Raw genomic sequence first — 23,968 nt, 5'->3', positions numbered from 1 at the left:
GTGTTATAAAAAGAAAAATGTATGACATAGAGTCCTACCATATCTCCATATCATACATTTTAGTGTCAATTATGTGCATTATCTACGCGATTTTTATGTTTAATCATAAAAAATATTGCATTTTTTGTGATGCTCTTAAACAGTAAAATCAAACAATGCATTAGATGCGCTATTATTTTTATAAGAGTTTACAAGAGCCGATGTATAGTCGTTTGAATCTAGTGCTGAGAAGGAATTGCCTAGCGTGTTTGACAAAAGTGAATTAGTATTTAGATCCGCTATTGTCATGTTTCCAGCATCTTTCTTGCTCGTTAGATCATCCGCATTTGTTATGGAACTCTGAACCAGATTGGATGTAAAGTATGATGAATCTGCAAGTTCCTTTAATGCTCCTGAACCAAGAAGCCCGTTATAAGCGTTGAAATTTGATGAAGCATCTCCATCAGTTGATGTGGTTGATGGTGATACTTCTTTGACCACCTCTTCTCGAATCTCATTAAGCCTGTTGTGACTTGCCATATTATCAACAAGCTCTGCCTTAACATCCACCGTATGAGATGCAATGTTTTTGGTGATCTCTGACTTAATATCCACGGATTTTGATTCTAAGTTACTAAGTATCTTGGATTCAAGATTCATATTATCAAAAACACTATTTATCTTCTGGCTTAAATCATCAGTCTGTACTGTAGGTGTCGCAGCTGCACCTGTCTTAGGATCAGCAGCTACTGCTGCGACAACCTCTGCTGCCTGTGTGTCATCAGAAGCTACCGCATTTTCCGTTGCATTATTTAAGTATTTTTGAAATATGGATTCTTCACCGGCTTTTGCGGTCTTTGAAGAATCTGATGTAGCCTTAGCTACATCAGAGATTGAATACAGATATTTATTAACTGCACTTACTACTTCTGAAATATTTAGTGCCATGGTAAACCCCCAATTATTCACCCCGGTTAACTTTTTCTTAATATATTATAGCGTATTTTACGGTCAAAGCAAAATTTTTATTGTCTTAATTTCAAACTTTTCTAATCCAAATTTCATTTCTTTTGTCATAGCATCATATGTGATACCTGTGTCTATGCGGTTTTCAAGGAGATCGCACTCATAAACTTCCCTAGGAACTATATCAAATTCTTTCAATACAGCTGCAGTCACTTCTGCGCTCTTTCCATGTCCTTCATAGAGTCTTACTATGATGCCATCACCACTTTCTGCAAGTTTAACAGCCTCAACATAGACACCTTCTGAGTCTTTGAGTTCGAAGATGCTGTTTCTTACGGCTTCCACAAGCTCTTTTGCCTGAGAATAGTGGCTCTCCTCATTGAGTGCTCTAGCCTCTTCTATTACGTGCCCCTGCCTGTAATCACCCAGGTGTGGGAAAAGAGAATAGGTGAACTCGTGCTGTCCCTGATCTGCGTTAGGGTTAGGGAAGATTCCTGATTTAATAAGTGTAAGTCTCATGAGGTTTTCTTTGGAATCATAGCCATATTTGCTGTCATTTAAGATTGCAACGCCGTAGCTTTCTCCCGCCTTGGTTGACATATCGATCCACTTATGAGCGCAGCACTCAAACTTTGCTTTATCCCAGCTAGTTTCTCTCTTCAAGTTTCTCTCTATGTTTCCGTACTGGATCTCGCAGGTTATCTTGTCTGTCTGAACATCTACAGGAAATGCTGCCTTTAATAAAGTCTGGTGCTCATGCCAGTCAGCCTTTGTAACAAAATCAATCCTTCTGCTATCAGCATAAACTACAATATCCTGGTTTATCTTTGAATCCCTGAAGGTTCTTGAAATAGAGATGATTACTTTTCCACTTTCCCTTCTAGCTATGATGCTATCAAGGCCTGTTATATTCCATGAAACATCTTCAAAAGTGTCATCAATATTCCAGCAATCATACTCTTTTGGCTTATCTTCAAAAGCGATAAGTCTGTTAAGGGGTTCTTTCTCGCTATGCCTCAGTTCTTTTCCTATCTCTTTGTCAAAAAGACTGTAGATCTCACCATTTTTGTCAAAAGATATGATGTAATACTTGTTTTCTACTACTGTCTCATCGCCAGTTTCTGTAAGCGTAAGCTTCTTGTCCACAGTTGAATCTTTTTCTGAAGGACTTATCCACTTTTTGTTATCTTTTAATCCGCTTTTTTCTACTGCGTTAGCTACGATCTTCTCAGCGGCTGACTTGATCTCAGCGTAGTCTTTATCAGAATCTATGTACACTTCCTCAATTGATGAGCCTGGAAGTATATCGTGGAACTGATTGAGCATTACTTTTTTCCACAGTTCTTTTATCTGATCTGCAGGATAAGCCTGCCCTTTAAGGTAGGCATAGACTGAAAGAAGCTCTGCTTCTGCAAGGAGATACTCTGATCTTCTATTATTCTTTTTGTTCTTGCCGATAGAAGTATAGGTTCCTCTATGGTACTCAAGATAGAGCTCGTCATTCCATGTAGGAACGTCGCTATTATCCTTGATCCTATCAAGGAGATCTTCAAAGAACTCTGACACCAGCCCCTGCTCTGTCTTTGGAATTCCAGGAATTCCCATGTGAAGGCGTCTGTCCATCTCAAGCATTTCCCATGTTGGGCCGCCGCCGCCGTCACCGTAGCCGTAAACTTCGAGAACTGTATCAGTTATGTCTTTTTCCCTGAAGGCTTCCCATGTTCCCATTACCTGAGATGCATTCTGCCTTCCATTGTATGTGTAATTCAGGATCTTTCCTGTTTCATTGGCTTCGACAGCCTTGTCATAGTCACATGCTGTGATGATGTAGGTTGGAATACTGCTGCCGTCGATTCCTTCCCAGATGAAAAGATCATTTGGCATTCTGTTAGTATCATTCCAGGCAAGCTTCGTTGTCATGAATGCCTTAACTCCACTCTTTTTGAGGATCTGCGGGAGTGCTCCGCTGTATCCAAATACGTCTGGAAGCCAAAGTATCTTACTATCCACATCAAATTCTTTTTTGAAATATTCTTTTCCGTAAAGGATCTGTCTTACAAGGGACTCTCCTGATGTGAGGTTACAATCTGCCTCCAGCCACATAGCTCCTTCTGGCTCAAAGCGACCTTCTTTTACCTTTTCTTTTATCTCTTCAAAAAGCTCTGGCTCTTCCTCTTTTACAAACTCAAACATCTGTGGAGTACTAGCCATGAACTTATACTCAGGATATTTTTTCATAAGTTCCATAACAGTAGAGTAGCTGCGGATTACCTTCTCTCTAGTCTGTCTGATCTGCCATTTCCAGGCAACATCAATATGGGTATGTCCTGTGCTCTTGACTGTTACAGAGTTATCCACAATGCCATATAGATTAGCCCTGAGATAATCGGAACTCTCGATGAGTTTTCCACAATTGTTGATTGCCGCGTCTGCATTTTCCACATAGTCCACACCCAGTAAATTACTGGCTTTGAACAGCTGATTTAAAATTATTTCCACTGAGTTTTCCCCAGTTGTGGATAGCTTTGTGGATAACCCTGTGAATGTTTCCTCAGTAATCTCCACGTTTTTATTCTGTTCCTCAAATGCGCCCGCAGTTGTATCAAGGACTGATTCACGTTTGGATGACGGAATCCCAAGCATGGCCTGCATTGCCTCGAATGGGACTTTCATGTCGAAGTATAATTTCTGCACTTCTTCGTTTCTGGTTGCAAGTGTAAGGCTTAGATAGTTTTCGTTTTTATCAAGATTGGAATATGCATATATTCTGATCTCTACAGTTCTATCTTTATTGTTTTTCCAGTCCTCTTTGTCAAATATAGTGAGACTGTTATGGTTCATATCCATACCACAGCGTCTTACACCATTTACATAAACCAGCATCTGTGGATTATTAGTATTCCAGATATCTTCTGCACCTGTGGACATGAAGAATAAAACTTCTTTTCCTTCGAATGAATCCGGAATATGTACTGTCACCTTGAAGCAGTAGTGTTTATCTGGTTCTCCCCATACCCCACCTGGTTCAAATTCTTTCCAATCTAATGAATCATCAAAGAGAGCGTCTCTTTTGCCATACGGAACTGACAATATCTTGAGACCCTCATCTGTCATCACTTCTTCAATTGGTGTTACGTTTGAAAAAATGTCTTTTTCCAGTTTCTCAAGCGTAGCTTTAATCTTGTTGTACTTCTCCAAATTTCCCATTAAAAGTTTCCTGCCTTAATTTTTTACATAAAAACATAATAACCTTTTTCTTCAAAAAAGAAATAGAAATATTATTGGAAACTGGTTTGGTGTATAATAGTTTTTATAAAATAGAAAGGACTTTTTGACATGAAACAGTTAAAGCCTATCACTAACAAATTACTCTGGATCTTTGCTTTAGGACAGTTTGGATGGAGCCTTTTATCTGGTGTCGTATCTAACTGGATGGTCTATTACTACACGGGTAGCCCTGATGCACAAAATCCAAACACAGGAATTTTTGCTTCGGGAATTACGCAAAATCCTATCATTTTTAAACTTACTTTATTTGGTCTTGTTCTTGCAGCCGGCAGAATCTTTGACGCAATCACTGATCCTCTTGTTGCTGGCTGGTCTGACAGATGTACCAACAAAAAAGGAAGACGAATTCCTTTCCTTCGTGCAATGGCAATTCCTTTTGCCCTCTGTACAATAGGTCTCTTCGTTCTCCCACAAACTGGAAATATCGTAGTTAATGATCTTGTTCTTTTTATACTTTTACTTGTTTTCTATTTGTTTATGACTATGTTCTGCACTCCATACAATGCGCTGATCGCGGAGCTTGGAGATACACAGCAGCATAGGATAAATGTTTCAACTTATATCTCATTTACATTTATCGTTGGTCAGAGTATTTCATTCCTCTTACCAAACCTCGCTGGAGCTCTTACTTCTTTGGCAGGACAAAAGGACGGTATCAGACTTGCAGTAGCTATCATGGCTGCCATCGCTTGCATCTCAATGATGATTCCTGCTTTCTACATCAAGGAGCGCGATTACATTGACAGCAAGCCTAGCGATACCAAGCCTTTCAAGTCTCTGGGTAAGACTTTTTCAAATGGACAATTTAGACGATTTGTCTACAGCGATGTTATCTATTTCTTTGCACTTACTCTTTTCCAGACTGGTCTTGCCTTCTACGAGACCAAGCTTATGGAGATTGAGGATACTTGGACATTCCTTTTGACAGCGACCATGACATTTATCAGTGTTCTTCTGTATCCTGTGGTTAACATCCTTGCAAAAAAGATTGGCAAAAAGAGCCTTATCATCTTTGGATTCTTTTCATATTGCTGCGTATTTGCAATTACTTCTTTCTGTGGAAAGGGACTTCAGTGGGGATTTATCATCGCAGTAACTGCTGCCATTCCAATGGCAATACTTGGAATCCTTCCTCAAGCCTGCGTTGCAGATGTTGCTGAGCTTACAAGATTAGAGTCAGGCGAAGATAGAAGCGGTATGTTCTTTGCTGCCAGAACCTTTGCCTTTAAACTTGGCCAGGCTCTTGCCCTTGTAACTTTCACTTCTGTTACTGTTGCCGAGACCAAGCAAAGCTACCGCACAACTGCAGTTGTTGCCTTTATCTGCTGCTTTATCGGCGCATGCATATTCTTTGCCTATAACGAAAAGATGATCCTTTCTAAGATAAAAGAACTTAAGGGTTCTGATGAATTTTAATAAGTGTTGAACCAAAAAACCTACTCACTTTTGTGAGTAGGCTTTTTAATTCAAAGAATTATATCTAATTGCTTCTGAATAAATTCTGGAATCTTCTCTGCAAGCTCATTCCATGGCATGTAGTCATCTTCTGAAATTACATATTCTTCAAATTCCATGGTGGGCTCAAAAGAAAAGTTGTCTCTTATGTATTTGATAACCTTTTGATTCTCTTCTTCTGTGATGTGGATATCTGTTAGGTATCTCTCTGGGGCGTCCAGACCACTGATTCCAGCAAGTCTCTGACAGCTTTCGTACAGTTCAGGATACAAAAACATCAGTCTAGGGGCTGCTAGCATTGCGTGTTTTCCTGGCTGAGAGTACATTTTAATTCTCTTGCCCTTTTCTGCAAAGCCTGTGACATCAAAGAGGATCGCATTTAAAAATCTTCCGTGATAGCTTCCTTCTGCTCCTACGACTTTTCCTTCTTTATCAAGATAGATCCAGATGTGCTCAAGGTCATATAAGTGCTGAATGTCGTAGTCCAGATAATACGCATATTCTATAACTTTTACAGTTCCTTTGTGATTCTGGAAATCAAAAGATCTGTTAAAAGAATCGCTTCTTTCTCCGTCTTTTTCATATATACGATAGCCAACTTTTTTGATACTTATTGGCTCTTTTTTATCCATATAGATTATTGGTGCGTACTCAAATATGTTTTCCATAGCAAGTTCCTTTTACAAAAAAGAGCTGCCACTTTCGTGACAGCCCTTGAATGTTTAATTTATTAGAGCTGAGGACCAGCTGATACAAGTGCCTTACCTGCTTCGTTTCCTGTGTACTTAACAAAGTTCTTCTGGAATCTAGCTGCAAGGTCTTTTGCCTTCTCTTCCCACTCAGATGCATTTGCATATGTATCTCTAGGATCAAGAATTGTAGGATCAACTCCTGGAAGAGATGTAGGAACTTCGAAATCGAAGTAAGGGATCTTCTTTGTTTCAGCCTTAAGAACATCACCGTTAAGGATAGCATCGATGATACCACGTGTATCCTTGATAGAGATTCTCTTACCTGTTCCGTTCCAACCTGTGTTAACAAGGTAAGCCTTTGCTCCTGACTTCTGCATCTTCTTAACAAGCTCCTGAGCGTACTTTGTAGGATGAAGCTCAAGGAATGCCTGACCGAAGCAAGCTGAGAATGTAGGTGTAGGCTCTGTGATTCCTCTCTCTGTTCCAGCAAGCTTAGCTGTGAATCCTGAAAGGAAGTAGTACTGTGTCTGCTCTGGTGTAAGGATTGATACAGGAGGAAGTACTCCGAAAGCATCAGCTGAAAGGAAGATTACGTTCTCAGCATCTGGACCAGCAGAAACTTTATTTACCTTCTGAGCAATCTTGTCGATGAACTCGATAGGATATGATACACGAGTGTTCTCTGTAACGCTCTTGTCATCAAAGTCAATCTTACCGTTAGCATCTACTGTTACGTTCTCAAGAAGAGCATTTCTCTTGATTGCGTTGTAGATATCTGGCTCAGACTCTTTATCAAGGCCGATAACCTTAGCATAGCAACCACCTTCAAGGTTGAATACACCGTTGTCATCCCAACCGTGCTCGTCATCACCGATGAGGAGTCTCTTAGGATCTGTTGAAAGAGTTGTCTTACCTGTTCCTGAAAGACCGAAGAAGATAGCTGTGTGCTTACCTTCCATATCTGTGTTAGCTGAGCAGTGCATTGAAGCCATGCCCTGAAGTGGAAGGAAGTAGTTCTGCATAGAGAAGAGACCCTTCTTCATCTCTCCACCGTACCAAGTATTAAGGATTACCTGCTCCTTGCTTGTTACATTGAAAAGAACTGCTGTCTCAGAGTTAAGTCCGAGCTCCTTATAGTTCTCAACCTTAGCCTTAGAAGCGTTGTAAACAACGAAATCAGGCTTGAAGTTAGCCTCTTCCTCAGCTGTAGGACGGATAAACATGTTCTTTACGAAGTGAGCCTGCCAAGCAACCTCTACGATGAAACGTACTGAAAGACGTGTATCAGCATTTGCTCCGCAGAAACCATCGATTACATAAAGCTTCTTGTTTGAAAGCTCTTCTACAGCGAGCTTCTTACAAGCATCCCAAGCAGCCTGTGATGCTCTGTGGTTATCGTTAGGATATTCCTCAGATGTCCACCATACTGTATCCTTTGACTTCTCATCCTCAACGATGAACTTATCTTTAGGTGAACGACCTGTATAGATACCTGTCATAACATTAACAGCACCAAGCTCTGTCTCTACACCCTTGTCATAACCTGTAAGACTTGGATCAATCTCATCTTTGAAAAGGTCTTCATATGAAGGATTGTAAACAACTTCTTTTACACCTGTGATGCCATACTGGCTTAAATCGATATTTGCCATTTTGCTATCCTCTTTTCTTTAATATTTTTTTGTTACGAATACGTGATTCGCAGTTTCACTATTATCAAACGGGAATTCTGCGCCCGATACTTCTTTTATACTACAAAGTCAAACTTTTAACAAGATTTTTGACAGAAAATATCTATAAAATTCCTGTTAAAACCTAGCATTATTTTAACATTTCTGACGCTTCGATTTCGTAGCAAACAACTGTGTGTGGCGCCAGCTCAAACCTCTTTCCATTTTCCAAAGTTTCGGAAACGTTGGTCCAAATTTCTATAGCGTCATACTTTTTACTCTTTGGAAGTCCAAAATCTTTTAATTTAAGCTTGTACTTTCTTTTTGAGTCGCTGATATTGAAAATTGCAATGTAGATCTTTTCATCTTTTGAGATGCTCTTCCATGCTACAACATCGTCTTTTCTTTCGACCTGTCTGGCTTTTCTTCCGTTTTTGTGCATGTTCAGAAGCTTTTCATTGGTCAAAAGACTCTTTGTGAACTCGTCATTATCTCTCATCTCACCACCAAACATAAGTGGAGATCTGAATATACACCAAAGTGTCATGAGAATCTTCTGTTCATCATGGGTGAAATGTGTGTAATGCCCCTGTTTTCCATTCTCGTTATTGCAAACGCACAGATGTCCAAGTGGAAGCATATCACAATCTGGCCAATGATCCTTGCATCCAATGCCCTGCCATGCATGACATCTTTCAAACATTCCATATAAGTGTTCCCACTTATCCCAGAAATCGTCTGTCATTCTCCACATGTTTGCATTGGTAAGAAGGAAGTCTTTCTGATCAACCCTTGCTGGTCCTGGTGAAAGGCTAAGAACCATCTCTCTTCCGCAGTTTTCAATTGCGTTCTTGATGAGCTCAATCTCGCTAAATCCTGCTCCTGGCGCATCTGGTCCACAATCTACTCTTGCGATATCGTCTACCTTTACGTAGTCTACACCCCACTCTGCATACATTTTAAACAGTGAGTTGTAATATTCCTGCGCCCCCTCTGCCTTGGCATCAACACCGTACATATCAGTGTTCCACAGACAGATAGATGCTGGATGTGCAATCTGCCTTGCTGTAGCGTCTGTTCCCAAAATTGGTGTGTTTCTGTGAACTGCCTGTCTTGGAATACCTCTCATGATGTGAATACCAAACTTAAGCCCCATATCATGGATCTTGTCAGCTATTGGCTTAAAGCCTTTTCCACCAGCTGATGATGGAAATCTGTTAACCGCTGGAATAAGTCTTGAATGTTCATCCATCTCCAGCTCAGTAAATTTGTGATATTCATGGCTATCAGCCAGTGGTTCATACCACTGAATGTCACAGATGATATACTCCCAGCCAAATCTTTCCAGATTCTCTGCCATGTACTGCGCATTTCCAAGAAGAATCTCTTCAGTAACGCTTGCTCCGTAACAATCCCAACTGTTCCATCCCATAGGTGGCCTTTTTGCTACATAATACTTGTCTCCCATAAAAACCTCCAACTTCAGTCATTCTCTAATAGTGCCTTATATATTTCTCTTTTTCCGACTCCTCTGTCGGCTGCAACCTTCTTCATGGCGTCTTTATGAGGAACCCCCGCATCCTCATAAAACTTCATATGCTCTTCAATGCTCATCTCCTGCCAGGATAATCTCTTTTCCTCGTCCTGCTCCTTAAGGCTCTTCCCCTCGATAACTAGTACATATTCGCCTCTTGGCTCATTTTCTCCATAAAAAGAGATGGCATCTTCCAATGTTGTAGGGTTCACCTCTTCAAATTTCTTGGTAAGCTCCCTACATATGGAAATTCTTCTATTTCCCAGCGTTTCATACAGGTCATTTAGAACCTGTTTTAAGTGATGAGGAGCCTCGTATATAATCATAGTCCTGCTCTCATCTTTCAAATCTTCAAGAATTCTTTTTCTATCTTTTTTGTCTTCAAGAGATGGTAAAAAACCTTCAAAACAAAATCTTCTGGTTGGAAGACCAGAAAGCGTAAGCGCTGTAATACAAGCAGCTGGTCCCGGAAGTGATGTTACAGTAATACCGCTTTTGTGACATTCAGCGACAAGAACCTCTCCCGGGTCTGAAATAGCTGGTGTTCCTGCATCAGTTATGAGAGCAACATTCGTTCCCTCAAGCATTTTCTCGATAAGCCACTTGGCCTTATCGTATTTATTGTACTCATGATAGCTAGTCATTTCAGTGTGGATATCGAAATGATTTAGCAGTTTTATGCTGTTTCTCGTGTCCTCAGCGGCTATCAGATCAACACTTCTTAGAGTCTCTAATACTCTAAAAGTCATATCATCAAGATTTCCGATGGGAGTTGCGCACAAATATAACTTTCCCTGCATTATTTATACCCGTATATCTCGTATATTTCCTGTGTGTACTTGCCCTGACTTTCATAGACTACAAGCGGTGCTTCCACTGTCATTCTGGACTTTCCGCCTCTAACGCCTTCTATCAGGACCATGTTTGGCTCTTTATCTGCAAAAGGATGCACTAACCTCATCCTTTTTGGCTCCACCCTGTAATCATGCATCAAGACAATGATCTCTGACAGCCTAAATGGTCTGTGTACCATATAGAACTTGCCTCCAGGCTTAAGGCATCTTGCTGCTGCCTTAACCACATCCTCTAAATCGCATAATATCTCGTGTCTTGCTATGGCCTTAGGTCCATCAGGATTTTTAAGGCCATGCCCACCTATCATATATGGCGGATTGCATGTTACTACATCAAAAGAGGCAGCCTCGAATAAATCGCCTGCCTCCTTAATATCTCCATGAATGATCTCTACACGGTTCTGCAGGTCATTTAGAATCACACTTCTACCAGCCATCTCGGAGCTTTCTTTCTGTATTTCAAGACCTACAATCCTATCTGCCTTGGTCTTGGCTGCCATAAGTATAGGTATTATTCCTGTTCCTGTTCCCAAATCCAGCATACTGCCACCATCCGGAACAGTTGCAAACCCTGTCAAAAGAACTGCATCCATACCAAAACAGAATTTTTCTGGATCCTGTATGATCCTATATCCGTTTCTCTGCAGATCATCCAGTCTTTCTCCGCTTTTAAGATCAATTGTCCCCAAGCTTTGACTTTCCTTCCTGTTTCTCGATCTTCTCAAGTTTTTCAAGCTCTTTTATCTCAGCGTCTTCTTGAGAATTTTTCTTGCCACCGTTTTGGTTCTTTTTCTTTGGTTTCTTTTTGATCTGTTCTATCTCTTCGAGCTTGTACTCGTGAACTTCCTTCTCATCATCAACATCTACGAGGATTCTGAGAGTCTGTCTCAAGATATTTACGCTTGAAACCTCACCTTCAAGTCCGTCATTGGCCTTACAGATATCTCCAACGCTAGGCATCTTGCGATTGAGCTCTTCATAAACATCTTCTTCATTCTTGAGGCAGCACATAAGTCTTCCACATACACCTGAAATCTTAGTTGGATTAAGTGAAAGGCTCTGCTCCTTGGCCATTTTGATTGATACCGGCACAAAATCTGAAAGATAAGAGTGACAGCAAAGTGGTCTACCGCAGATTCCGTAACCACCTATGATCTTGGTCTCATCTCTAACACCAATCTGCCTAAGCTCGATTCTTGTCTTGAATACTGCCGCAAGATCTTTTACCAATTCTCTAAAGTCGATTCGTCCATCAGCTGTAAAGTAAAAAAGGATCTTATTATTATCAAATGTGTACTCTGCATCTATGAGCTTCATATCAAGATTATGCTTCTTGATCTTTTCAAGGCAAACTCTGAAAGCTTCTTTTTCTTTCTCTCTGTTAGCCTTCTCCTGTTCATCATCTTTGGTGCTGGCTGTTCTGAGAACTGGCTTAAGTGGCTTAACCACCTCGTCATCCTCAACATCTTTTGGCTCGCCTACTACTGTTCCGTATTCAACACCTCTAGCTGTCTCTACAATAACGTGATCGCCCTTTTTGATCACATACTTACCTGGTGAAAAGAAATATATCTTTCCGGCAGTTCTAAATCTGACGCCGATTACTTTTGTCATAAATTCTCCTTAATTGCAAGGAGCATAAGCTCCAATGCAAGATCTATATTAACATTTGAACCTATACGATTTTTCGCTATCTCTAGATTCTTTAGCATCTGATCGATCTGTTCATAATCACATTTTTCTGTAACACTTCTAATATACGATATCTTATCAGAGAAAATCAAGTGATCCTCGTTCTCTGTGGCTTTGTAAACCAGCATATCTCTAAATAAGAATATAAAAACATCCATAAAGTCTTCAAGACTTTTGGGATCAATATTCTTTTTGCTTGCTTTATCTTCTTCATCAGAAGGTGCAAGTATTTCATGAACCCGGTCCATCATATCATGGATCTCTAGGTTTTTAAGCTTTGCAAAGAGCTCAATTGTACTATCTTTTAGATTTTCAAACTTCTCATTTGAAGCCAGATCTATGGCCTTGCCTACATTTCCCCTTGCAAAAGAAGCGCATAGCATAGCCTTATAGTCAACTACATGACACTCTTCCATCAGGTATTTCTTGATAGAATCATCCTGTGCTGGCTTCATAGGAAGAACAATACATCTACTTATGATTGTTGGGAGAAATGCATTGATATTATTAGTAAGAATTATGATAACAATGTATGAAGGTGGCTCCTCTAATGTCTTAAGCAGCGCATTTTGTGCTGCCGGAGTCATTTTTTCGCCCTCTGGAATAATATAGACCTTGTACTTGCTCTCATATGGCTTGATGACTACGTCATCTCTAAGACCATGTCTTATATCATCAACACCAATACTTCCTGGTTTCTCATGTCCGATAGTAATGATATCCGGATGACTTCCGCTTAAGGCTTTCACACAGGATGGACATTCATCACATCCATCGATAAAGCCTTTTTTGTCCTGTCTGTTCTCACATTGAAGTGCTTTTGCAAATATACGTGCGATAAACTCTTTTCCCGAACCATTCTCACCAGATATGATGTAGGCATGTGACACCTTATCTGTCTTGAGCGCATTCTGCATGTGCTCTTTCATCTGAACTTGATCTATGATATCGGAAAAATCCGCCATTTCGTTCCCCTTAAGTAAAAATATCCAACAAAAGTCCTTCAATCTGACCTATCTTGGCCAGTATCCCAATATTGTCCTTCTCATCTTTAACAAGTTCCTTAGCAAGAGCATCGAGCTCATCATCTACTTGCCTGATGATTCCATAAACTCTGTGTCTTCCCTTTCTATCAAGGAAATTCTCTCTTGAAAAGGCGTGAGATCTTGTGACAACTTCATTTAAAAAATCTTTTATAAGCACTCTGTAGCGCTGCATATCCTTGATGTCATTTCTCTTGGATATTCTCTCACCCTGCTGGACAATATCCTGCATCATCAAATTGAGGCGCTCTGCAAGATTTGTGTCTTCCAGCTTGCTGGTTAGAACAAACTTAAAATCTCCATTCGCCTCTTGGACCTGCTCAGGTGCTGCAGTTTGTGTCGGCTGTACGACATTATTGATCTTTATATCCATAATTTGACCCCTCAAACCATGTCGTTATGTCACTTGACGCCTATACTTATTTTATCCTATTTTCTGAATAATGTACCTAGTTATTTCATTAATACAATCGTCTATTTTGCCATTATTCTTGAATCTGTCTTGCACCATTGCCTGAGCAATCTTGTCTTCACTGAAGTCTTCTTCATCAGCCAAAAAGCGTCTGCACATTTCATCATATTTAGGATGTTCCTGCTTGTCCTCTCTGTGCATAGCTCTTTGAAGTCTTATCTTGGCGTCTACGTCAATCAAAAGTGGAATCACATTTTCTTTTCCAAAATAATCTCTAATGTAGCAATACGATTCCAAAGTTCCTATCACCAGATAATTTCCAGCAGATAGATCGATCTGACCATCATCTACAGTGAAATATCTCCATTCGCCATAATTTGTGTGATAGGTTCTTTCTTCTATTATCTTGCCACTTTTCTTAAGATTCTGGTATTCCTGCTCATCCTTGAAAAAATACTGAACTCCGTCAGTCTCCCCATCTCTCATAGGGCGAGTTGTATATGGAATCACCTGATTTAACCTGAGTTCCTCGTTCTTTATAAGTTCTCTGTAAATTGTGTCTTTACCAGAGGTACTCTTTCCCATCAAAAGAAATATTCTTCCCATTTTACCCCTTATAATTCCTCTACTCTTATCATATTTGTTCTACCTGGTATTCCAAGTGGAACTCCTGCTGTTAATACAACTTTATCTCCTGCCTTGAGATATCCTGCATTCTTAGCAGCATTGATAGCTTCCCTGAAAAGCTCATCAGCTGTGTCTTCCTGTCTGATATGAAGTGGTGTTGTACCCCACATAAGATTTGACTGTCTGCAAACTGTTGGATTGACTGTGCATGCAATGATCTGGCAATTTGGCTTGTATCTAGATACCATGCTTGCTGTAAATCCAGACATAGTAACTGTAAGGATCGCATCAGCATTGACTTCTGCTGCAATATTACATGTAGCATGTGAAATAGCTGTTGTGATATCGCTTGGGACATAGTCTCTCTTGCGAAGTCTTCCAACATAATCGATATCAGCCTCGGTACGCTCTGCAATTCGAGCCATTGTCTTAACAGCCTCAACTGGATAATCACCAGAAGCTGTCTCTCCTGAAAGCATGATAGCTGTTGTGCCGTCATAAATAGCGTTTGCTACGTCTGTTACTTCCGCACGTGTTGGACGTGGATGATGGATCATAGAATCAAGCATCTGAGTTGCTGTAATAACATACTTTCCCTTTGCTTCTGCAAGCTTGATCATTTCCTTCTGAACTACTGGTACATCTTCAAATGGAACTTCTACGCCAAGATCACCTCTTGCTACCATGATTCCATCAGCTGTATCCAAAATCTCTTCAAGGTTATTGATACCCTGTGTACTCTCAATTTTAGCAATTATCTTCATCTGGCTATTCTTTTCATTTAAGAGCTCACGAATAGCCTCAACGTCTTCCTTGTTTCTGACAAAAGATGCTGCCACAAAATCAAATCCCTGCTCACAGCCGAAAATAATATCACTCTTATCCTGCTCACTTAAGTAAGGCATTGTGAGCTCTGCTCCAGGAACATTAACTCCCTTTTTATCTGAAACTGGTCCACCATTTACTACTGTGCAGACAATATCTGTATCTGTTACTTCATCAACTACAAGTTCAATGAGACCATCATCGATAAGGATAGTCATTCCCTTCTTGCAATCGTTTGTTAGTTCCTTATATGTAATGGATACCTCTGACTGTGTTCCTGATACTTCTCTAGATGTAAGTGTAAACTTCTGTCCTGCCTGAAGCTCGATTTTTCCAGCTTCGAAATCTTTTAAACGAATCTCTGGTCCCTTTGTATCAAGCATAACTGCTACAGGAAGATCAAGTTCTTCACGAAGTTTCTTGATCCTGTCATATTTTCTCTTATGTTCCTCGTGTGAGCCATGTGAAAAATTAAATCGAGCTACGTTCATTCCTGCAAGCATTATCTCACGAAGCTTTTCCTCGCTCTCACTTGCTGGTCCAATAGTACAAATTATTTTTGTCTTACGCATATAATTCCTTCCTTATTTCCTTTATTATCCTCTACAATCCCCTGAACATTAAGGCCTTCACCCAAATAAGTCTTAATGGTATCTAATATTTCTTTTGAAAAAACTTCACCAGGCGCAATTATCGGTGTTCCCGGTGGATACAGATTGATGAATTCACCTGATATATGTCCTGCGGCTTCATCTATTCTGATAACTTCTTTTTCGCTATCCCAGGCCTTACTCAATTTCATAGCCTTAGAAGGCATCACAAGTTTCCCATATTTAGAACTTGCTTCTTCCTTAACAGCCTTTTTTTCTAGGTCATTAATAGCCCTGATCAGTCTATCTATACCTTCTTCTGTATCCCAGCCTGAGATAATAGCAAGTGCAAATTTTTCGCCTGCCATTTCAAGCTGCAAAGCATATTCCTCACGAAGTATATCATATAACTGCTGTCCTGTCATTGAGGTATCTTTTACAGAAATCACCACTTTAGCGGCATCCTCATTGTCATCATGCCCTAGTACTTTTACAAGCTGATTAGACGCAGTTTCTTCCTGAATCTTGTTTCTATACTTAAGGAGATTTCTAACGAATTCGTCTCCCTTTTCTTCCATTTCCTTCATACATAGATCAATTGAAGACATAAGTACATATGAAGGGCTACTAGACTGATATATCCTTAAAAATCTCTTAAGAAGTCCCTTATCAACAATATTTCCCTGAACATGAATAAGTGCTGTCTGAGTCATTGATGGCAGTGTCTTATGAGTGCTATGAATTACCAGATCTGCTCCCTCTGAAACAGCACTATTAGGTAAGGCATAAAACCCACCCTCTGCATCAGTGTATTCTTTTCCAAAGCCAAAGTGCGCACCATGAGCTTCATCAACAATAAGTGCAATTCCCCTTCTATGACATGCCTCAGCTATTCCTCTAATATCTGAACATTTGCCTTCATAGGTTGGAGAAGTTATAAATACAGCCTCGACATCATCTGTTAAGCACTTTTCAACATCCTTAGCACTGTATCTTCCAGGTATATTTAATTCTTTTTCTGTATTATCAGGTAAGTAATGAATATCTAGATCTCTGAGATATGCTGCATGATAAAAAGACTTATGACTAGCCCTTGCGGCTAATACAGTGCCTCCTTTATGAACAGCTGACGAAACAGCTGAAAGAACTCCACTTGTACTTCCATTCACAAGAAAATATGTCTTATCAGCACCATAAAGACTGTTAGCTCTTTCCTCTGCCTGAAGAATAATGCCGTCCTCATCGTGCAGATTATCAAAGCCATCTATTTCTGTTATATCACAACGAAAAGCACCCTCTAATGGGGTGCTTAAGCAGTTTCTTTTATGACCTGGCATATGAAAGGGATACATATCACTTTCAGCCAAACTAATTAACTCCTGGTAAAGATCAGGCATAGTTAACTTTAATCTTTCCTTTCTTAAGCTTCAATGTTTCAAGCGTAGACGCATATTTATCTGCTAAACACACTATCCATGCCTCTCTGCAACGAGGTGGTCTTATTGTAAGTGGCCACATGTGCTTCTCAATGATATCTTTTTCTCTTGGTGATAACTTAAAGTCTCTGCAAGCATTTCTAAGTGCTATACCAGGATGATAAAATCCATGAAGTTTTGGATGTATATTTCCAGGTGCATCACTATCATGCCAATCATACAAGAAATAGTCATGTAAAAGAGCTCCTCTTATCAATGCTCTTTCCTTACAGCCTACTTTAAGCTTTCTATTTAACTTTATTGCACAAAGTGCAACGTGAATACTATGCTCGAATACTGTTACATTGCCATGCTGAATGTAAGTCTTTAATCTCTGATAGCGCTTAGAACCAAGAACTTCTGCTCCATGCTTATGAAGAATACCACGATACTCTTCATCTTCCTCAAGCTCATCTAAGATCTTTGGGTCAAATGTATCAGGATCATAGTCTTTAATATCTAAGACCTGTTTGATAATCTTCTTATCTTCTCCAGTTAAATGCATCATAACTCTTTACCTTTACTTATGTGGCTTTGAGCACCACGTGGACTAATTTTTATAATATTACCACAGAACAAGGGAAAATGTATAAAAAACATAAAAAAACTCAGTAAACAATTCCGCCTACTGAGTAAAGAATTAATAAAAAAGATGCCTAGAGTCGGAATCGAACCAACGACACGAGGATTTTCAGTCCTCTGCTCTACCAACTGAGCTATCTAGGCATAGAGTAGCGGGGACAGGATTTGAACCTATGACCTTCGGGTTATGAGCCCGACGAGCTTCCAGACTGCTCCACCCCGCGTCATTATAAATCCGCACCACCGTACGAATCCTATTTGATTATTGCATTTTTGCAATAAAAAAATGGATGGCGGTGGATTCGAACCACCGAAGCAATTTGCAGCAGATTTACAGTCTGTCCCCTTTGGCCACTCGGGAAGCCATCCATATAGAGCCGATGAGCGGACTCGAACCGTTAACCTGCTGATTACAAATCAGCTGCTCTGCCAATTGAGCCACATCGGCCTACACACGAATTGTGTTTAGTAGAAAAATGGGACCTACAGGGCTCGAACCTGTGACCCTCTGCTTGTAAGGCAGATGCTCTCCCAGCTGAGCTAAGATCCCGTTCTAAGTAAACCAAACAATATGAAGTTGAGCGACCCGAAGGGGGTTCGAACCCCTGACCTCCGCCGTGACAGGGCGGCGCTCTAACCAGCTGAGCCACCGGGCCATTATTGAAGTTTTTGTACCTTCAAAACCGAACACTGATATCTAAATCCATCTTCCTATACTTGCGTTTTGGATAAGCCCTCGACCTATTAGTACACATCAGCTGAACACGTTACCGTGCTTACACCTTGTGCCTATCTAACCTCGTACTCTCCAAGGGGTCTTACTGCCGAAGCAGGGATATCTCATCTTGAGGGGGGCTTCACGCTTAGATGCCTTCAGCGTTTATCCCTTCCGGACGTGGCTACCCAGCCTTATGCATCTGGCGATGCAGCTGATACACCAGCGGTCCGTCCATCCCGGTCCTCTCGTACTAAGGACAGCTCCTCTCAGATATCCTACGCCCGCGCCGGATAGGGACCGAACTGTCTCACGACGTTCTGAACCCAGCTCGCGTACCGCTTTAATGGGCGAACAGCCCAACCCTTGGGACCTGCTACAGCCCCAGGATGCGATGAGCCGACATCGAGGTGCCAAACCACTCCGTCGATGTGAACTCTTGGGAGTGATAAGCCTGTTATCCCCAGGGTAGCTTTTATCCGTTGAGCGATGGCAATCCCACTTTCATACCACCGGATCACTAAGTCCTACTTTCGTATCTGTTCCACCCGTCGGTGTCACAGTCAGGCTCCCTTCTGCCTTTGCACTCTGCGAATGGTTTCCGTCCATTCTGAAGGAACCTTTGAGCGCCTCCGATACCCTTTCGGAGGCGACCGCCCCAGTCAAACTCCCCGGCAGACATTGTCCCCGGACCTGTTTCAAGATCCTTGGTTAGAAGCCCAGCATCATAAGGGTGGTATCCCAACAGCGACTCCGTAGCAACTGACGTCACTACTTCTTAGTCTCCACCTATCCTGTACATATGGTACCGGACCCCAGTATCAACCTGGAGTAAAGCTCCATGGGGTCTTTCCGTCCTGGCGGGGTAACCAGCATCTTCACTGGTACTTCAATTTCACCGGGTGCATTGCCGAGACAGTGCTCAAATCATTACGCCTTTCGTGCGGGTCGGAACTTACCCGACAAGGAATTTCGCTACCTTAGGACCGTTATAGTTACGGCCGCCGTTTACTGGGGCTTAAATTCAAAGCTTCGATTGCTCTAACCTCTCCTCTTAACCTTCCAGCACCGGGCAGGCGTCAGCCCATATACCTCACCTTTCGGTTTCGCATAGACCTGTGTTTTTGCTAAACAGTTGCTTGAGCCTCTTCTCTGCGGCCCACTTGCGTGGGCTCCCCTTATCCCGAAGTTACGGGGACATTTTGCCGAGTTCCTTAACAATGCTTCTCCCGTCGGCCTTAGGATTCTCTCCTCATCCACCTGTGTCGGTTTACGGTACGGGTTATGTATACGCAATAGTGGCTTTTCTTGACAGTCATATCTCACGCTTCACTACTATACTTCGCTCCCCCTTGCGGGACCGGTTCTTCCTTCCCCGGCTCGTGCCTTTTGCCTGTGTCCCCACAGTTCTGATATACATAAGTGCAGGAATATCAACCTGCTGTCCATCGCTTACGCCTCCTCGGCCTCAGCTTAGGTCCCGACTTCCCCAGGGCAGATCAGCTTTACCCTGGAATCCTTGGATATTCGGCCTGGAGGATTCTCACCTCCATCTCGCTACTCATTCCGGCATTCTCTCTTCACAGCGCTCCGCTGCTCCTTTCGGTACAGTTTCTACGCCCCTGTGAATGCTCCCCTACCGATCAATATCACCCGTAGATGATATCAATCCCTAGGCTTCGGTGTCGTGTTTCAGCCCCGGTAATTTTCGGCGCAGGACCTCTCGGCTAGTGAGCTATTACGCACTCTTTGAATGTGTGGCTGCTTCTGAGCCAACATCCTAGCTGTCTATGAAATCCCACATCCTTTTCCACTTAACACGTACTTTGGGACCTTAGCCGTAGATCTGGGCTCTTTCCCTTTTGACTACCCAACTTATCTCGTGTAGTCTGACTCCTGCGCTCATCCTCTTTGGCATTCGGAGTTTGATAATCTTTGGTAAGCGGTGAAGCCCCCGCGGATATTCAGTGCTCTACCTCCAAGAGGAATGCTACAGGGCTAGCCCTAAAGCTATTTCGGGGAGAACCAGCTATCTCCGAGTTCGATTGGAATTTCTCCCCTATCCACAGCTCATCACCACCCTTTTCAACGGATGTGTGTTCGGACCTCCACAGCCTTTTACGGCCGCTTCATCCTGTCCATGGATAGATCACCCGGTTTCGGGTCTATGTTTGACGACTATTCGCCCTATTCAGACTTGGTCTCCCTTCGGCTATTCACCTTAAGTGCTTAACCTCGCCAACAAACATAACTCGCCGGACCGTTCTACAAAAAGTACGCGATCACTCTCATATGGAGCTTTCGCAGCTTGCAGGCACAGGGTTTCAGGTTCTCTTTCACTCCCCTCCCGGGGTCCTTTTCACCTTTCCCTCACGGTACTATTCGCTATCGGTCACTAAGTAGTATTTAGCCTTACGGGGTGGTCCCCGCATATTCAGACAAGGTTTCACGTGTCTCGTCCTACTCTGGATACTGTCTCGCTTCGACCATTTTCGTATACGCGACTTTCACGCTCTTTGGCTCTGACTTTCCATTCAGATTCTACTAACAGTCTCCATCGATTATACAGTCCGAACCCCTAAGAGCAAGCTCCTAGGTTTGGGCTCTTCCGCGTTCGCTCGCCGCTACTTACGGAATCACTTTTGTTTTCTCTTCCTCCGGCTACTTAGATGTTTCAGTTCACCGGGTTCCCTTCGTTAACCTATGGATTCAGTAAACGATGACAGAGTTCTTCTCTGCCGGGTTGCCCCATTCAGATATCTACGGATCAAGGATTATTTGCATCTCCCCGTAGCTTTTCGCAGCTTATCACGTCTTTCATCGGCTCTTAGTGCCAAGGCATCCGCCCTGCGCCCTATATAGCTTAACCATTTTAGTTAGCTAGTATAGAACTGGTCTTATCTTTCGATAACCATTCTCTCTTCTTTATGATGTATAGCGTTACTCATAAAGAATAAATTTGTTTCTTTGTTTTGGATTTTCGATGTCTTTTAATCGTAAAAATATCTTGGATTAAAAAATTTCTCAGTATTCGGTTTTCAAGGTACAAACTTCTTGACTGCTTTAGCAGTCATCAGAGATCAAAAATGTTTTTAATCTCTCATCGCTGTTAAAGCGTAATCTTTTTTTGTAAACCGGCAGCCACCTATCCTCCCATACCGTTGCCAGTATAGTACTTTCGGCCGCTTAGGTCTTAACCGTCGTGTTCGGGATGGGAACGGGTGTTACCCCTAAGCGCATCGCCACCGGAAATTTCTTGATGCTCATTGGCATCTAAACAGTAATACAACTCCCTACTTCATTCCTTTTTCTTTCCTTAGAAAGGAGGTGATCCAGCCGCAGGTTCTCCTACGGCTACCTTGTTACGACTTCACCCCAGTTATCAGACCTGCCTTCGACGGCTCTCTCCTTACGGTTAAGTCACCGGCTTCGGGCATTTCCGACTCCCATGGTGTGACGGGCGGTGTGTACAAGACCCGGGAACGTATTCACCGCAGCATGCTGATCTGCGATTACTAGCGATTCCAGCTTCGTGCANGCGGGTTGCAGCCTACAGTCCGAACTGGGTCGTTATTTTTGAGATTTGCTCACCCTCGCGGGATCGCGTCCCTTTGTTACGACATTGTAGCACGTGTGTGGCCCAGATCATAAGGGGCATGATGATTTGACGTCATCCCCACCTTCCTCCAGGTTATCCCTGGCAGTCTCCATAGAGTTCCCATCTTACTGCTGGCTACTATGGACAAGGGTTGCGCTCGTTGCGGGACTTAACCCAACATCTCACGACACGAGCTGACGACAACCATGCACCACCTGTCTCAGATGCTCCGAAGAGCTACAAGCATTACCCTGTATTCATCTGGATCTCAAGATCTGGTAAGGTTCTTCGCGTTGCTTCGAATTAAACCACATGCTCCACCGCTTGTGCGGGTCCCCGTCAATTCCTTTGAGTTTCATTCTTGCGAACGTACTCCCCAGGTGGAATACTTACTGCGTTAGCGACGGCACTGAATGCCTATGGCACCCAACACCTAGTATTCATCGTTTACCGCGTGGACTACCAGGGTATCTAATCCTGTTTGCTCCCCACGCCTTCGAGCCTCAACGTCAGTTGCTGTCCAGTAAGCCGCCTTCGCCACCGATGTTCCTCCTAATATCTACGCATTTCACCGCTACACTAGGAATTCCGCTTACCTCTCCAGTACTCTAGTCATACAGTTTCCAAAGCAAGCCCACGGTTGAGCCGTGGGGTTTCACTTCAGACTTGCATCACCGTCTGCGCTCCCTTTACACCCAGTAAATCCGGATAACGCTTGCCCCCTACGTATTACCGCGGCTGCTGGCACGTAGTTAGCCGGGGCTTCTTAGTCAGGTACCGTCATCTCTCTTACGAGCCTTTCTTCCCTGCTGATAGAGCTTTACATACCGAAATACTTCTTCACTCACGCGGCGTCGCTGCATCAGAGTTTCCTCCATTGTGCAATATCCCCCACTGCTGCCTCCCGTAGGAGTTTGGGCCGTGTCTCAGTCCCAATGTGGCCGTCCGCCCTCTCAGGCCGGCTACAGATCGTTGCTTTGGTAGGCCGTTACCCTGCCAACTGGCTAATCTGACGCGGGCCCATCTCATACCACCGGAGTTTTCACACTGCATCATGCGATGCTGTGCGCTTATGCGGTATTAACAGTCGTTTCCAGCTGTTATCCCCCAGTATGAGGCAGGTTGCCCACGCGTTACTCACCCGTCCGCCACTAAGATTTAACAAGAATCCGCCGAAGCCTCATCAGCGTTAAATCTCCGTTCGACTTGCATGTGTTAGGCACGCCGCCAGCGTTCATCCTGAGCCAGGATCGAACTCTCACGTTTAAAAGTTTGATCTGACAAAGAACTAAAGCTTGGCTTTTGTTCTGTCCGTTATTTACTAAATCTTTGTTCTGAATAATTCTCTTGGAATTTTTCAGGGTTGCATTACTGTTTATTTGTCAATGTGCTTTGTTGCTTAGCTCTCAGCCGCAACTCATTTAGAATATCACAGCTTCAAGTGTTTGTCAACAACTTTTTTAAAAGTTTTTAGAAGTTTTTCTAAATCCTTTTTCGGAAAGCCGCTTACTGCTTGGCTTCCCTGCCCTCTCTCAAGCGGGCAAAAGTTATTATAGCAAAGGGGCTTATCAAATGCAACTACTTTTTTCAGTTTTTTTTAAAAAGTTTTTTTCTACTATATATGGGCGTTTTGAGGCTTTTTGACCCCAATCTATTGTGTAGTTTTTAATTCCGTTCACAAAAGAACACCATACCATAGCCCAAATTGAGCTAATTATATAGATATTAGCATTCAATTATCCCTCCATTTTGTAGCGCCAACTCTGTTAGCTTTTTATGCAATCGAGTAGGCTGACTCCTACTCGATTTCGCACACGAACATTCCGCACTTAGTGCTCCATGTTCTTACGACCGGCAAATGAATTTGTATGCAAGCATCCATTCGCTTGCCGGTCTTGTGCATCAAAAAAGCATGTCACTTACGACATGCTGGTTCCTGGTGATGTTTCATACGATATTCGAAGTAATATC

15 protein-coding genes, 6 tRNA genes and 3 rRNA genes are annotated in these 23,968 nt (G+C 42.3%); 1 reads left to right on the top strand and 23 read right to left on the bottom strand.

Annotated elements, in window-relative coordinates; genetic code table 11:
* Positions 1 to 135: 135 nt before the first annotated feature.
* Together bhn_RS00940 and bhn_RS00935 are read right to left on the bottom strand one after the other, a co-directional pair.
* Positions 136 to 927: a hypothetical protein gene (locus bhn_RS00940; protein ID WP_071174941.1), complete on the bottom strand. Its 792-nt coding sequence runs from the start codon at positions 925 to 927 to the stop codon at positions 136 to 138.
* A gap of 63 nt (positions 928 to 990) precedes the next feature.
* Positions 991 to 4,152, bottom strand: coding sequence for an alpha-mannosidase (locus bhn_RS00935; protein WP_071174940.1), 3,162 nt, complete (start codon positions 4,150 to 4,152; stop codon positions 991 to 993).
* A gap of 129 nt (positions 4,153 to 4,281) precedes the next feature.
* On the opposite strand from bhn_RS00935, the gene bhn_RS00930 reads away from it, so the two are divergent.
* Positions 4,282 to 5,649, top strand: a complete 1,368-nt coding sequence (locus bhn_RS00930; RefSeq protein ID WP_071174939.1) for an MFS transporter — start codon at positions 4,282 to 4,284, stop codon at positions 5,647 to 5,649.
* A 50-nt stretch (positions 5,650 to 5,699) separates the two neighbouring features.
* Here bhn_RS00930 and bhn_RS00925 read toward each other — a convergent pair whose 3' ends face one another.
* From bhn_RS00925 to bhn_RS00825, 21 genes are all read right to left on the bottom strand, one after another.
* Positions 5,700 to 6,356 carry a hypothetical protein gene (locus bhn_RS00925; RefSeq protein ID WP_071174938.1) on the bottom strand — a complete coding sequence of 219 codons (657 nt, stop codon included), beginning with the start codon at positions 6,354 to 6,356 and terminating at the stop codon, positions 5,700 to 5,702.
* A 62-nt stretch (positions 6,357 to 6,418) separates the two neighbouring features.
* On the bottom strand, positions 6,419 to 8,032 hold the full coding sequence (gene pckA / locus bhn_RS00920) for a phosphoenolpyruvate carboxykinase (ATP) (RefSeq protein ID WP_071174937.1): 1,614 nt from the start codon (positions 8,030 to 8,032) through the stop codon (positions 6,419 to 6,421).
* A 169-nt stretch (positions 8,033 to 8,201) separates the two neighbouring features.
* Positions 8,202 to 9,518 (bottom strand): glycoside hydrolase family 27 protein, encoded by a 1,317-nt coding sequence (locus tag bhn_RS00915; protein ID WP_071174936.1) that lies wholly within the window; start codon positions 9,516 to 9,518, stop codon positions 8,202 to 8,204.
* A gap of 14 nt (positions 9,519 to 9,532) precedes the next feature.
* Positions 9,533 to 10,384: a 16S rRNA (cytidine(1402)-2'-O)-methyltransferase gene (gene rsmI, locus bhn_RS00910; RefSeq protein WP_071174935.1), complete on the bottom strand. Its 852-nt coding sequence runs from the start codon at positions 10,382 to 10,384 to the stop codon at positions 9,533 to 9,535.
* The gene (locus tag bhn_RS00905) at positions 10,384 to 11,127 is read right to left on the bottom strand and encodes a tRNA1(Val) (adenine(37)-N6)-methyltransferase (protein WP_330393224.1); all 744 of its coding nucleotides are present in this window, start codon (positions 11,125 to 11,127) and stop codon (positions 10,384 to 10,386) included. Before bhn_RS00905 ends, rsmI begins: the two co-directional genes overlap by 1 nt.
* Positions 11,114 to 12,052: a PSP1 domain-containing protein gene (locus bhn_RS00900; RefSeq protein ID WP_071174934.1), complete on the bottom strand. Its 939-nt coding sequence runs from the start codon at positions 12,050 to 12,052 to the stop codon at positions 11,114 to 11,116. Before bhn_RS00900 ends, bhn_RS00905 begins: the two co-directional genes overlap by 14 nt.
* Entirely contained in the window at positions 12,049 to 13,095 is a 1,047-nt protein-coding gene (locus tag bhn_RS00895; protein WP_071174933.1) for a DNA polymerase III subunit, read from the bottom strand. Before bhn_RS00895 ends, bhn_RS00900 begins: the two co-directional genes overlap by 4 nt.
* A gap of 10 nt (positions 13,096 to 13,105) precedes the next feature.
* Positions 13,106 to 13,546: a YaaR family protein gene (locus tag bhn_RS00890; protein ID WP_071174932.1), complete on the bottom strand. Its 441-nt coding sequence runs from the start codon at positions 13,544 to 13,546 to the stop codon at positions 13,106 to 13,108.
* Positions 13,547 to 13,597: 51 nt separating this feature from the next.
* The gene (locus bhn_RS00885) at positions 13,598 to 14,191 is read right to left on the bottom strand and encodes a nucleoside/nucleotide kinase family protein (protein ID WP_071174931.1); all 594 of its coding nucleotides are present in this window, start codon (positions 14,189 to 14,191) and stop codon (positions 13,598 to 13,600) included.
* Positions 14,192 to 14,199: 8 nt separating this feature from the next.
* Complete coding sequence (gene pyk, locus bhn_RS00880; RefSeq protein WP_071174930.1) at positions 14,200 to 15,609, bottom strand: pyruvate kinase; 1,410 nt, start codon at positions 15,607 to 15,609, stop codon at positions 14,200 to 14,202.
* A complete protein-coding gene (locus tag bhn_RS00875) occupies positions 15,591 to 16,994 on the bottom strand; it encodes an aminotransferase class I/II-fold pyridoxal phosphate-dependent enzyme (RefSeq protein WP_161487276.1) in 1,404 nt (467 codons plus the stop codon). Before bhn_RS00875 ends, pyk begins: the two co-directional genes overlap by 19 nt.
* A 22-nt stretch (positions 16,995 to 17,016) precedes the next feature.
* Positions 17,017 to 17,610, bottom strand: coding sequence for an HD domain-containing protein (locus bhn_RS00870; RefSeq protein WP_330393223.1), 594 nt, complete (start codon positions 17,608 to 17,610; stop codon positions 17,017 to 17,019).
* A 145-nt stretch (positions 17,611 to 17,755) separates the two neighbouring features.
* Positions 17,756 to 17,828 (bottom strand) — tRNA-Phe (locus bhn_RS00865).
* A 6-nt stretch (positions 17,829 to 17,834) separates the two neighbouring features.
* Positions 17,835 to 17,908: transfer RNA gene (locus bhn_RS00860), tRNA-Met, on the bottom strand.
* A 63-nt stretch (positions 17,909 to 17,971) separates the two neighbouring features.
* Positions 17,972 to 18,053: transfer RNA gene (locus tag bhn_RS00855), tRNA-Tyr, on the bottom strand.
* A 6-nt stretch (positions 18,054 to 18,059) separates the two neighbouring features.
* Positions 18,060 to 18,132: transfer RNA gene (locus bhn_RS00850), tRNA-Thr, on the bottom strand.
* Positions 18,133 to 18,161: 29 nt separating this feature from the next.
* A tRNA-Val gene (locus bhn_RS00845) sits at positions 18,162 to 18,234 on the bottom strand.
* Positions 18,235 to 18,266: 32 nt separating this feature from the next.
* Positions 18,267 to 18,340, bottom strand: a tRNA-Asp gene (locus tag bhn_RS00840).
* 68 nt (positions 18,341 to 18,408) lie between these two features.
* A 23S ribosomal RNA gene (locus bhn_RS00835) occupies positions 18,409 to 21,268 on the bottom strand.
* A gap of 263 nt (positions 21,269 to 21,531) precedes the next feature.
* Positions 21,532 to 21,649, bottom strand: a 5S ribosomal RNA gene (gene rrf / locus bhn_RS00830).
* Between the two features lie 70 nt (positions 21,650 to 21,719).
* Positions 21,720 to 23,263, bottom strand: a 16S ribosomal RNA gene (locus tag bhn_RS00825).
* The 16S, 23S and 5S rRNA genes sit together here with 6 tRNA genes alongside, the layout of an rRNA operon.
* Positions 23,264 to 23,968: the final 705 nt, after the last annotated feature.

Source organism: Butyrivibrio hungatei (assembly GCF_001858005.1).
Taxonomy (GTDB): Bacteria; Bacillota; Clostridia; order Lachnospirales; family Lachnospiraceae; genus Butyrivibrio; species Butyrivibrio hungatei.
This window is presented reverse-complemented; position numbering and strand designations above follow the sequence as displayed.